An 11,556-nucleotide genomic window follows, 5' to 3' on the forward strand; every position below is an offset into this window, starting at 1 on the left:
CGATAGGTTTGTGCGAACGATGCTGCACGACGCTGCTGCCGATGCTGACGAGAGGCGTTCGTGACCCCCCTCTCCCCTGATCTGCCCGATCCGCTCACCCTCCTGCTCATCGAGGACGACGCCGGCGACGCGTTTCTCGTCGAGGAGCTGCTGGCGAGCGCCGACAGGCCGCCGAAGATCACCTGGGCGCGGACCCTCGCCGAGGGGCGGGCGCGGCTCACCGACGACGTGCAGTGCGTGCTCGTCGATCTCTCCCTTCCCGACGCGTCGGGGCTGGAGGCATTGCAGCAGGTCCTCGCCATGGCCACGGACACGGCGGTGCTCGTCCTCACCGGGCTCGGGGACGCGCACGTCGGCATCGAGGCGGTCGCCGCCGGAGCGCAGGACTTCCTCGTCAAGCAGGACGTGGACGCCCGGCTGCTGATCCGCGCCATCCGCTACGCCATCGAGCGCAAGCGCGCCGACCTCGCCATGCGTGAGCTTCTGCAGGAACGCATCGTCAGCAAGGAGAACTCCCGGCTCGAACGCGGCCTGCTGCCCGTCCCGCTGCTCGACCCCGCGCTCCTGCACCACCAGGCCCGCTATCTTCCCGGGCGTGCGGGCGGGCTGCTCGCGGGCGACTTCTGGGACACGGTGCAGACGCCCGACGGCGCGGTGCACGTGCTGATCGGCGACGTGTGCGGGCACGGTCCCGACGAGGCCGCCCTCGGCACGGCGCTGCGCATCGCCTGGCGCACGCTGGTCCTGGCCGGGCAGACCGGCAACGACGTGCTGCGCACGCTCGACACGCTGCTGCGGCACGAGCGCAAGTCGCCGGAGATCTTCACCACGATGTGCACCGCGGCCATCGCCCCCGACCTGACCACCGCCCGCCTGCACGTGATCGGGCACCCGCCGCCGCTGCTGCTGCGCGACGGCGAGCTCGGCGTGGTCACCGAGACGCCGTCGGGCCCGCCGCTCGGGATCTTCCCGGGCATCGAGTGGACGTCCATCGACGTCACCCTGGGCGACCGGTGGTCTCTGCTGCTCTACACCGACGGCCTGATCGAGGCCACGGTCGGGGAGAACCGCGACCTGCTCGGCACCGAGGGGCTCGCCAACCTGATCCGCGCCGCGGACGGAATCGACCTCGACCGCATCATCGCCAGCCTCGACGGCGCCATGCACGACGACGTCGCGGCCGTCCTCGTGTCCCGGGGTGACGGCTCGCGGGGTGACGGCGCGTGAGCTCGCCGGCCCCCCTGCCTCCGCTCACGCCGTCCGCCCGGGGCTCGCGCCTGCCGGTCGGCCGATGGTTCGTGCTCGCCGGAGCCGGCGTCCTGACCATATTCATGATCGCGGTCGCCGCCATCCTGCTCGCGCTATCCACGACGCACGAGGCCCGGGAGACCCTCGTCGACGCGGTGGACCCCGCCGCCCTGCAGACGCTGCGCATCGCCCGTGCGGTGCAGGCGCAGGAGGGCGCGATCCGCGGATACGGGCTCACCGGCGAGCAGCAGTATCTCGACGCCTACCGCCAGGGGGTCGCCGAGGAGCGCGCCGCGACCGGCGAGATCGCCAGGCTCGCCCCCCGGCTGCCCGAGGGGTACGGCGTGCGCCGCCAGATCCGCGCGATCGACGACGCCACGACCGCCTGGCGGCGCGACTACGCCGAGCCCGTGGTCACGCGGACCCTCAAGAGCGGCCCCGGCTCGCTCACCGACCTGGCCAGGAACAACCTCCAGCGCTTCTCCGCGGTCAGGAGCGCGCTCGACACGCAGCAGGCCCTGCTCGGGCGGCTGCACGACGTCGCCAGAGACCGGCTCTACTCCGGCTGGAACACCATCTATACAGCGGTCGCGGCGCTGGCCGGCGCGATGGTGCTGGCGATCGTGTTCTGCGCGCTGATCGTGCGCCGCACGGTCACGGGCCCGATCGCGCGGCTGACCCGGCAGGTCCGGGCGGTGGCGGCGGGCGACTTCGACCACGAGCTCGGGGTCGAGCGCCCGGCCGAGCTGTGGGAGCTGTCGGGTCACGTCGACGGCATGCGCCGCCGGATCATGACCGAGTGGCGGTCGGCAGCCGAGGCCCGCCAGCAGCTCGCCGAGCAGGCAGAGGAGCTCAGGCGCTCCAACCGCGAGCTGGAGCAGTTCGCCTACGTGGCCAGCCACGACCTCCAGGAGCCGCTGCGCAAGGTGGCGAGCTTCACCCAGATGCTTGAGCAGCGTTACGCCGACCGGCTCGACGACCGTGCCCGGCAGTACATCGCCTTCGCCGTGGACGGCGCCCGCCGCATGCAGTTGCTGATCAACGACCTGCTCGACTTCTCGCGGGTGGGCCGGGTCGGCGGCGAACGCGCGGAGATGGACACGGGCGACGCCCTGGCCGCCGCCCTGCGCAACCTCGACACCCGGCTCTCGGAGACCGGCGCGACGGTCACCCACGACGACCTGCCGACGGTCGTCGGCAACCGCACGCTGCTGACCCAGCTCTTCCAGAACCTCGTCAGCAACGCGCTCAAGTTCCGCTCCGAGGAGCCTCCCCGCGTCCACATCGGCGTACGGCGGGACGGCGACATGTGGGAGTTCGCCTGCTCGGACAACGGGATCGGCGTCGAGGCGAAATACGCCGACCGCATCTTCCTGATCTTCCAGCGGCTGCACCCGAGGGACGTCTATCCCGGGACGGGCATCGGACTGGCCCTGTGCCGAAAAATCGTCGAATATCATGGCGGCCGGATCTGGCTGGACACGAGCGAAGGCGCCGGAGCCACGTTCCGCTGGACCCTGCCGGCCATAGGAGATCCCGATGACTGAATTCCGCCCGATCGAGGTTCTCCTGGTCGAGGACGACCCGGGCGACGTCCTGCTCTGCCAGGAGGCGTTCTCCTACAACAAGGTCGGCAACACCCTCCACGTGGTCAACGACGGCGAGCAGGCGCTGGCCTTCCTGCGCGGCGAGGGGACGTACGGCTCGGCGCCCCGGCCCGATCTCGTGCTGCTCGACCTCAACCTGCCTCGCGTGAACGGCTTCGAGGTGCTTGAGGAGGTCAAGAGGGACCCCGCGTTGCGCACCATCCCCGTTGTGATCCTCACCACATCGGAGGCCGAGCAGGATATCCTGCGGGGATACAACTTGCACGCAAACGCGTACATCACCAAACCAGTGGATTTCGACCAGTTCACCCGGGTAGTACGGCAGATCGATGAATTCTTCGTGACCGTGGTCAAACTGCCGGGGAAGTGACCGAGATCACATGGAGGAGGAGTGACGCTCCTCACACTTCATGATGTGCTCGTCGTAATGTGTGCCCCACCAAATACGCGCACGGCCTGAGCAGTACGGCGCGGTCGCTCCGGCGTGCGCGGAGTCAGTGAGGGTGGAAGGTCTCCGATGACCCAGACAACGGCCGAGAGCGCGACAAGGAAACAACGCGCGCAGATCAGGGTGCGCACTCTTCGCACCGACCGATGGTGGCTGGCTCCGGCGCTCACGTTCGCCGGACTCTTCTTGTTCTTGATTTATGGCTTCTGGGCGATGTTCGACCTGAGCGTGCTGGCCGGATCGTACATCGCCCCCTTCTCGTCGCCCTGTCTGGCGGCGGCGACCTGCCCGGAGGGGGCCCGGTTGTTCGGGTTCGCTCCGTTCGGCGACTGGTACACCCTGCCGCCGGGACTGCTGATCCTCGCCTTCCCCGGCGGGTTCCGGTTCACGTGCTACTACTACCGCAAGTCGTACTACCGCTCGTGGTGGCTGTCGCCGCCGGCCTGCGCCGTGGCCGAGCCGCACAGCAAGTACACCGGCGAGACGCGCCTGCCGCTGATCCTGCAGAACGTCCACCGCTACTTCTTCTACGTGGCCGCGGTCATCGGTCTGATCCTGACGTACGACGCGGTGCTGTCGTTCCGCGACGAGAACGGCAACTGGGGACACGTCGGTCTCGGCTCGATCATCCTCGTCGTGAACGCCGTGCTGGTCCTTTGCTACACGTTCGGCTGCCACTCGTGCCGGCACATCACCGCCGGGCGCCTGAACCACTTCTCGAAGCACCCGCTGCGCTACAAGATGTGGACCCTGATCTCCAAGCTCAACGCCAGGCACCAGCAGTTCGCCTGGGCGTCCATGGCCTCGATCGTGATCGCCGACCTGTACGTCCGGCTCGTGGCCAAGGGCGTCATCAACTTCCCGTTCGCATAAGGATTTCAAGTGGAGCGTCACGAATACGACGTCGTCGTCATCGGAGCCGGTGGAGCGGGCCTCCGCGCGGCGATCGAGGCGCGGCAGCAGGGCAAGCGGACGGCGATCGTCTGCAAGTCGTTGTTCGGCAAGGCCCACACGGTCATGGCCGAGGGCGGCGCCGCGGCCGCGATGGGCAACGTCAACCCGAGCGACAACTGGATGGTGCACTTCCGCGACACCATGCGCGGAGGCAAGTTCCTCAACAACTGGCGCATGGCGGAGCTGCACGCCAAGGAGGCCCCGGACCGCGTCTGGGAGCTGGAGGCCTGGGGCGCGCTGTTCGACCGCACCAAGGACGGGAAGATCAGCCAGCGCAACTTCGGCGGCCACGAATACCCGCGCCTCGCCCACGTCGGCGACCGCACCGGCCTGGAGCTGATCCGCACCCTCCAGCAGCGCGTCGTCGCCCTGCAGCAGGAGGACGAGAAGCTGCACGGCGACCCCGAGGCGTACATCAAGGTCTTCGCCGAGTGCACGATCACCCGGCTGCTGAAGGACGGAGACGCCATCTCGGGGGCCTTCGGCTACTGGCGCGAGACGGGCGACTTCATCGTCTTCGACGCCCCCGCCGTGGTGCTGGCCACCGGCGGCATCGGCAAGTCGTACGTCGTCACGTCGAACTCCTGGGAGTACACCGGTGACGGTCACGCGCTGGCCCTGCTCGCCGGCGCGAAGCTCATCAACATGGAGTTCATCCAGTTCCACCCGACGGGCATGGTCTGGCCCCCGTCGGTGCGCGGCATCCTGGTGACCGAGTCGGTGCGCGGCGACGGCGGCGTCCTGCGCAACTCCGAGGGCCGCCGCTTCATGTTCGACTACATCCCGGACGTGTTCAAGGACAAGTACGCCACGACCGAGGAGGAGGCGGACCGCTGGTACAACGACCAGGCCAACAACCGGCGTCCGCCGGAGCTGCTGCCCCGTGACGAGGTGGCCAGGGCGATCAACGCCGAGGTGAAGGCCGGGCGCGGCTCCCCGCAGGGCGGCGTGTTCCTCGACGTGTCCACCCGCCTGCCCGCCGCCGAGATCATCAGGCGGCTGCCGTCGATGCACCACCAGTTCAAGGAGCTGGCGGACGTCGACATCACCAAGGAGCCCATGCAGGTCGGCCCGACCTGCCACTACATCATGGGCGGCGTCGAGGTGGACGCCGACACCGGCGCGGCGTCGGTTCCCGGCCTGTTCGCGGCCGGCGAGGTCTCCGGCGGCATGCACGGCTCCAACCGGCTCGGCGGCAACTCGCTGTCCGACCTGCTGGTGTTCGGCCGCCGCGCCGGCGCGGGAGCCGCGGCGTACGTGGACGGGCTGGCCAGGCGGCCGGCCGTGACCGGGATCGACGAGGCCAAGGCCGAGGCCCTGGCACCCCTGGAGCGGACCGGCGGGGAGAACCCGTACGAGGTCCACCACGAACTGCAGCGCACGATGAACGACCTGGTCGGCATCATCCGCAAGTCCGAGGAGATCAGCGAGGCCCTCCAGGTCATCGAGAAGCTCAAGGAGCGGGCCAAGAACACCGCCTCCTCGGGCAGCCGCATCTACAACCCCGGCTGGCACCTCGCGATCGACCTGCGCAACATGCTGCTGGTCAGCGAGTGCGTGGCGAAGGCCGCGCTGCTGCGGGAGGAGAGCCGCGGCGGTCACACCCGCGACGACTACCCCGGCATGTCGGCCGAGTGGCGGCGCAAGCTGCTGGTCTGCTCCGCGAATCCGGACGGCACGTCCATCACGGTCGAGGAGAAGATCCAGCCGTCCATGCGGGGCGACCTCATCAGCCTGTTCGAGCGCTCCGAGCTGGAGAAGTACCTCACCGAGGAAGAGCTGGCGGAATACGACGCCGCGGTCAAGGAGTCGTGATGGGATACAAGGCGAAGTTCCGCATCTGGCGCGGTGAGGGCGGCGAGGGCCGTCTGGAGGACTTCACGGTCGAGGTGAACGAGGGCGAGGTCGTCCTCGACATCATCCACCGGCTCCAGGCCACGCAGGCCCCCGACCTCGCGGTCCGCTGGAACTGCAAGGCCGGCAAGTGCGGCTCGTGCTCGATGGAGATCAACGGCAAGCCGCGCCTGGGATGCATGACCCGGATGTCCACCTTCGAGGAGAACGAGACCATCACGGTCACGCCACTGCGGACGTTCCCCGTCATCAAGGACCTGGTGACGGACGTGTCGTTCAACTACCAGAAGGCCCGCGAGATCCCGTCGTTCACGCCGCCCGCCGACGTGAAGCCGGGCGAGTATCGCATGCAGCAGATCGACGTCGAGCGCTCGCAGGAGTTCCGCAAGTGCATCGAGTGCTTCATGTGCCAGAACGTCTGCCACGTGATCCGCGACCATGAGGAGAACAAGGCGAACTTCGCCGGTCCGCGCTACCTCATGCGGATCGCCGAGCTCGACATGCACCCGTACGACGTGGCGGACCGCAAGGAGTCGGCGCAGGATGAGCACGGCCTGGGCTACTGCAACATCACCAAGTGCTGCACCGAGGTCTGCCCCGAGCACATCAAAATCACCGACAACGCGCTGATCCCGATGAAGGAGCGCGTGGTCGACCGGAAGTACGACCCGCTGGTCTGGCTGGGCTCGAAGATCTTCAAGCGGCAGCGCTGAGATCCTGCAGGAAAGGCGCCGATCGGTCCCTCCGATCGGCGCCTTTCGTTTTGCTTACAGGTCATCGAGATGCGGACTAGCGTTGGCTCATACCGCTGATCAGCTTTACCGTCGAAAACTACCGATGTTTTGCGAAGCCACAGAAAGTGGAGCTGCGACCGATCACCGTGGTGCTCGGAAGAAACAATTCCGGAAAGAGTGCACTTGTCCGGACACCGCTCCTCTTGCAGGCGGGCATCCGTACGACGTCCCGCTCGCCCTTCGACCTCGATCAGCTGGGCGACGAGGCACCTGACTTCCGCCACTTGGTGTACGGCAGTCGGCCTCACGGCAGCATCCGGCTCGGACTGGAGTGCGCCAGCGGGCCAGCCGACGACGCACGGAGCGTCGACGTCACCGTGCAGAACATCGACGAGTGGCAGGACCAGGTCGTCAGGCAATTGACCGTCACATCGGGTTCCGCCACAACGACATTGACCTGGTTGGACGAGTACGAGCTCGAAGTCAACCTCGCCGACGCGGGCACCGGAGAGCTGATGGAACGCGCTGCGGCAGACGGCCGGCTGACGCAGTCCGACTTCGAGAAGCTCGGCGAGGGCATCGCCACTGAACTACGCCAGCTTCTCACCATGCTTCAACGAATCATCTAGGGGATGCCGTGCCAGACCGTGACGGGAAGCTCAGATCCGTCCCGGAGAGATGGGAACTGGAGGCGTTGATCGAGAAAGTCGCGAGCGGTGCTATCCGTGTGCCGTTGTTCAGCCGCCCCTTCGTCTGGCGTCCACGGCAGATGACCGCTCTCTTCGAGAGCATTGAGGACGGGTATCCCATCGGCAGCCTGGTCCTGTGGGAGCCTGCCGATGAGGTGGAGAGCATGAATGAGATTGGCGGGATTCCGATACCGCCGCCACCACCCGGCCTGCCGATCTGCTACGTGCTCGACGGACACCAGCGCCTGGCGACCCTTTTCGGCTGTCTGCGTGCTCCCGCGTCCGCACAGGCTTCCGCCGATGCCTGGATGTGGCGGATATACCGTGTTCTTGGCCTTCGACTATCCCCGTGAAAGCCGCTATAGGCACTCGGGCCCGGTCGAGGCTCCTCCGCATTGGCTGCCACTCAGATCGGTGCTCAGGACGAAGGATTTCCTCTCCTACCAGCGCGTCCTTACCGGCATTGCGCGGGGGGAGGAACTTGAGGAGCTTCTCCACGAGGCGTACGACGTGAGTCACCGGATCAAGGATTATCGCATTCCCGTCGTCCGGGTGATCGGAGGATCCCCCTCCCAGGCGACCACCGTCTTCTCCCGGCTCAACAGCGCCGGCCTGTCACTGACCGTGGACGAACAGGCCACAGCGCACGAGTACACCGACGGCTCGGAAAGCGCTCAAGACAGCGGGTGACTCAGCGGCGGGTCGTGGGGTCCTCGTCCTCAGGGCCGTGAGGCTGCTGCGGAAGGTTACCCGACCGGGTGGCCTCGGCCCAGGGGTCCGGCTGGGCATGCATCTGGGCCTGCTGCTGCGCCTGCATCTGGGCATGCATCTGGGCCTGCATCTGGGCGGGGTCGGCCACCGGATATCCGTACGGCTGGGGGTAGCCGTACTGCACCGGGTAGCCGTAGGGCTGCTGCGCATAGCCCACGGTGTAGGGCTGGACGGGCACGAAGCCCACCATCGGCGCGTAGCCGGGGGCGGCCGCCGCGGGGTAGGCCGCTGCCGCCGCCTCGGGTGCCGACGTCCGCGCCGCGGCCGGGCCGCCCCGCCGTACGGCGGCGGCGTGCGCCATCCGGCGCAGCCGGCCCTCGAAGATCAGCCAGGCGATCAGCGCGATGCCCACGAGCACCCCGGCGGGGATGGCGAGCCGGTGGGCCAGCGTGGGCTTGTCATACTCGGGCGTCGCGTTGCGGATCTCGATCGGCACCGTCTGGGGATCGGGCTGCTCGAACGTCACACCGCTCGGGGTGGGGCTCTGCTGCGCCGCGTCCGGCGTCGGCCCGGTCGACGCCGGGGCCAGGCTCACCTCCCCGTCGTCCTCCGGGGTCGGGCTGGGGGGATCCGTGACGGGGGTGTCGGTCAGCGTCGGGATCGACTGCCCGGTGTTCTGCCCGGTGTTCTGTTCCGTCGTGGACGCGGGGGGAGCGGTCGTGGTCGTGACCGGCTTGGGCGACTTGCTCGGCGACGGCGTCGGCGTGATGGTGATGGTCTTGGTCACCACGGGCTCGGCCGTGGGGCTCGCGCTCGGCGACGACCCGACCGGCGGCGTCTGGGTGACGGTCACCGTGACGACGGCGCACTGGGGGTCCGTGGTGGGGTCGCACGGCTCCACCGGCTCGGCGTTCGCGCCGATCATCGGGCCCACGGCCAGGACCGCCAGCGTGGCGATGGCCACGGACGCGGCAGCCGAGGACGCGGCTCTCAGGTACACGCGTCCGATCACCGCTCGCCTCCTGTCGGCCCTGCTACGAGGTCAGAACCGATTGTAGATTGGTAAAAGCACGAGCAAAGCCCGATCTTGCGAACGATTCGGCGACTATCCGCCGTGATTCGGCAGCATTTTCTCGATCGCGGCGACGACCGGCAGATCCGCGGGAAGCCAGGGGACGTCGTAGAGCTCGTGCGGCTCCAGCCAGCGCAGCGCGAGGTGCTCCAGCGGGCGGGGCACACCCGTGACGACGGTCGCGAGCCACACACGCATCACCCAGTCGCCGTGCAGGGGCCAGTCGCCGCCGACCCGGCGTCCGAGGGCGACCTCGACCCCGAGCTCCTCGGCGCACTCGCGCACCAGCGCCGCGTGCTCGTCCTCCCCCGGGTCGACCTTGCCTCCGGGGAACTCCCAGCCCCCGCGCAGCGCCGGGGGCTCGGCCCGCTGGGCGGCCAGGAGACGGCCGCCCTCGACGATCGCGGCGCCGACGACGAGACGCGGGCCCGTCACGTCTGGGCCCTCTTGAGCTGCTCGATGACGGTCTCGTTCTCCAGCGGCCGGGTGAACCCCACGATGTTGGGCCGGTCACGGTACGTCGTGACCTTGATGGGCCCGCACAGCGTGCACCGCGCCTCGATCATCTTGCCGGGCGACACGACCATCCCGACATGCCCGGGATTGTCCTTAGAGGTGCCGGGGCCGGCGTTGAAGAAGACGAGGTCGCCGGGCTGCTCCTCGCCCGCCTCGATCTTCACGCCGAAGGGCCACTGGCCGAAGGTCGTGCGGGGAATGGTCAGACCCGCGTTGCGGTAGGCCATGTAGATGATTCCCGAGCAGTCGAAGGCGTCCGGGCCCGTGCCGCCCCACCGGTACGGCTTGCCCCGCTGCGCCAGAGCGTACTCGAGGATCTTGCGGACGACGTCGTCGGGGGCGCTGTCGACGAAGCCGGAGTCGCAGGCCGGGTCGGCGTCGGGCGGCAGGCCGATCTCCCCGGTCGCCGCGTAGCGCTTGGCGATCTCCAGCACCTGGTCGACGTACCAGGTGGCCCGGTTGTAGACGAAGATCGCCCTTCTGAGGTCGTCGGGCGCGCCGTTGCGCTTGAGCATCTTGGCCGCGCCGAGGATCGCGTCCGCCGGGTCGTAGACGTCGCCGTAACCGTCCCCGTCGCCGTCGGAGGCGTAGCCGTTGATCCCCGGCTCGATCTTGATCCTCGGCTGGCCGCCCCAGGTGCTGATGAGGAACTGCATCGGCCCCGCGGCCCCCGCGTAGTTGGTGCCGCTGCGCACCCCCGGCAGCGTCGAGCGGCCGTGGTTCGTCTCCCGCTTGCCGATGGCGGCCAGGACGTTCCACTGCACACCGATCTGCTTGCCGAACTTCTTGTAGAGCTCCAGGTAGTCGGCCGGGATGTCGCCCTGGGCGGTCTGCGAGACGTCGGCGGCGCCCTCCCCCGTGGCCGCCTGCGCGCAGTTCTCCGCCGCGCCGCCGCCGAAGAGGATCGACGGGCTGGGCGTCATCAGGATGATCGAGCCGAACAACGTGGCCGGGACGATCACGATGAGGGCCACGGCGATCATCCGCCAGTCCCGCCCCGCCGACGCGAGCCTGCGTACGACGCGCGTCGAGGCGGGAGTCATGCGCGGCGGAGCGGTCACGGCGTGCTGTCCCCGTCCTGACCGGCGTCGGCCAGTTGCAGGTCGTACACCCGCCAGTCGGTCCCTGCCTTGATCACGGTCACGGCGAAGCGCTCGGGCACGTCCTTCTGGCCGTTCTTGTCCGTGACGTGACGGACCGAGTCGACGACGAACACCACCTGGTCGGCCGTCATGTCGCGGATCGTCGTCACCTTCGCCGACCCCTTGGAGGTCACCTGGTCGGCCTCGTTCTGCTCCACCACGGCGGGATCGGTGACGGTCCTGGTGATCTGCCCGCCGAACTCGTCGGTCGCGAACCGCTTCAGCCGGTCGGCGCGCGCCGCCGGCTCATCTCCGGGCGAGAAGGTGCCGTACGCCTCGGTGAAGCGGCGCGCGAGGTCGGCCGCGGCACCGATCTCCTGCCTCGACAGCGGCAGGTACGCGTACACGTCGAAGGCGCCCGGAGTCGTCGCCACCGGGCTGGGCTCGCGGGCCGCGGCCGTCGCCCGCGAGGTGGCGACGACCGACTGCTCCCTCGTCTGCTCGTCTCCCGAGGAGGAGTCCGACGGCCCGCTCATCGTGAGGTAGACGCCGACGGCGGCGAGCACCACGACGGCCGCCGCGAAGGCGAGCCCCTTCCCCCGATCACTGTTTCGGCTTCTCATGACGGCGCGGAGGTTCCC

13 protein-coding genes are annotated in these 11,556 nt (G+C 68.7%); 9 read left to right on the plus strand and 4 right to left on the minus strand.

The window, feature by feature from the left end:
- The first annotated feature begins 60 nt into the window (after nt 1-60).
- The 9 genes from FLV34_RS05930 to FLV34_RS05970 all read left to right on the plus strand — a co-directional run bounded on the left by FLV34_RS05930 (nt 61) and on the right by FLV34_RS05970 (nt 8,224).
- Nucleotides 61-1,227: a PP2C family protein-serine/threonine phosphatase gene (locus FLV34_RS05930; RefSeq protein WP_142652435.1), complete on the plus strand. Its 1,167-nt coding sequence runs from the start codon at nt 61-63 to the stop codon at nt 1,225-1,227.
- Nucleotides 1,224-2,795 (plus strand): ATP-binding protein, encoded by a 1,572-nt coding sequence (locus FLV34_RS05935; RefSeq protein ID WP_222709425.1) that lies wholly within the window; start codon nt 1,224-1,226, stop codon nt 2,793-2,795. Before FLV34_RS05930 ends, FLV34_RS05935 begins: the two co-directional genes overlap by 4 nt.
- The gene (locus FLV34_RS05940) at nt 2,788-3,225 is read left to right on the plus strand and encodes a response regulator (protein WP_147942564.1); all 438 of its coding nucleotides are present in this window, start codon (nt 2,788-2,790) and stop codon (nt 3,223-3,225) included. The genes FLV34_RS05935 and FLV34_RS05940 overlap by 8 nt, the downstream gene beginning before the upstream one ends.
- Nucleotides 3,226-3,372: 147 nt before the next feature.
- Nucleotides 3,373-4,176: a hypothetical protein gene (locus FLV34_RS05945; RefSeq protein ID WP_142652437.1), complete on the plus strand. Its 804-nt coding sequence runs from the start codon at nt 3,373-3,375 to the stop codon at nt 4,174-4,176.
- 9 nt (nt 4,177-4,185) lie between these two features.
- A complete protein-coding gene (locus FLV34_RS05950; protein WP_142652438.1) occupies nt 4,186-6,072 on the plus strand; it encodes a fumarate reductase/succinate dehydrogenase flavoprotein subunit in 1,887 nt (628 codons plus the stop codon).
- Complete coding sequence (locus FLV34_RS05955) at nt 6,072-6,824, plus strand: succinate dehydrogenase/fumarate reductase iron-sulfur subunit (RefSeq protein ID WP_142652439.1); 753 nt, start codon at nt 6,072-6,074, stop codon at nt 6,822-6,824. Before FLV34_RS05950 ends, FLV34_RS05955 begins: the two co-directional genes overlap by 1 nt.
- A 146-nt stretch (nt 6,825-6,970) precedes the next feature.
- Entirely contained in the window at nt 6,971-7,474 is a 504-nt protein-coding gene (locus tag FLV34_RS05960) for an ATP-binding protein (RefSeq protein WP_147942565.1), read from the plus strand.
- Nucleotides 7,475-7,539: 65 nt separating this feature from the next.
- Entirely contained in the window at nt 7,540-7,887 is a 348-nt protein-coding gene (locus tag FLV34_RS05965) for a DUF262 domain-containing protein (protein ID WP_187280551.1), read from the plus strand.
- A gap of 61 nt (nt 7,888-7,948) precedes the next feature.
- Nucleotides 7,949-8,224 carry a hypothetical protein gene (locus FLV34_RS05970; RefSeq protein ID WP_147942567.1) on the plus strand — a complete coding sequence of 92 codons (276 nt, stop codon included), beginning with the start codon at nt 7,949-7,951 and terminating at the stop codon, nt 8,222-8,224.
- A gap of 1 nt (nt 8,225) precedes the next feature.
- On the opposite strand, the gene FLV34_RS05975 is transcribed toward FLV34_RS05970, so the two are convergent.
- The 4 genes from FLV34_RS05975 to FLV34_RS05990 all read right to left on the minus strand — a co-directional run bounded on the left by FLV34_RS05975 (nt 8,226) and on the right by FLV34_RS05990 (nt 11,538).
- Nucleotides 8,226-9,257 (minus strand): hypothetical protein, encoded by a 1,032-nt coding sequence (locus tag FLV34_RS05975; RefSeq protein WP_147942568.1) that lies wholly within the window; start codon nt 9,255-9,257, stop codon nt 8,226-8,228.
- Nucleotides 9,258-9,350: 93 nt separating this feature from the next.
- Entirely contained in the window at nt 9,351-9,752 is a 402-nt protein-coding gene (locus FLV34_RS05980) for a (deoxy)nucleoside triphosphate pyrophosphohydrolase (protein WP_142650356.1), read from the minus strand.
- Nucleotides 9,749-10,894 (minus strand): bifunctional lytic transglycosylase/C40 family peptidase, encoded by a 1,146-nt coding sequence (locus tag FLV34_RS05985; RefSeq protein ID WP_260617426.1) that lies wholly within the window; start codon nt 10,892-10,894, stop codon nt 9,749-9,751. The genes FLV34_RS05980 and FLV34_RS05985 overlap by 4 nt, the downstream gene beginning before the upstream one ends.
- A complete protein-coding gene (locus FLV34_RS05990) occupies nt 10,891-11,538 on the minus strand; it encodes a hypothetical protein (protein ID WP_147942569.1) in 648 nt (215 codons plus the stop codon). Before FLV34_RS05990 ends, FLV34_RS05985 begins: the two co-directional genes overlap by 4 nt.
- Nucleotides 11,539-11,556: the final 18 nt, after the last annotated feature.

Source organism: Microbispora sp. CSR-4 (assembly GCF_008033685.1).
Taxonomy (GTDB): Bacteria; Actinomycetota; Actinomycetes; order Streptosporangiales; family Streptosporangiaceae; genus Microbispora.

Coding starts and splice junctions, on each gene's coding strand:
- FLV34_RS05940 (WP_147942564.1), top strand. CDS start 2,788: ATGACTGAATTCCGCCCGATCGAGGTTCTCCTGGTCGAGGACGACCCG.
- FLV34_RS05955 (WP_142652439.1), top strand. CDS start 6,072: ATGGGATACAAGGCGAAGTTCCGCATCTGGCGCGGTGAGGGCGGCGAG.
- FLV34_RS05990 (WP_147942569.1), bottom strand. CDS start 11,538: ATGAGAAGCCGAAACAGTGATCGGGGGAAGGGGCTCGCCTTCGCGGCG.
- FLV34_RS05945 (WP_142652437.1), top strand. CDS start 3,373: ATGACCCAGACAACGGCCGAGAGCGCGACAAGGAAACAACGCGCGCAG.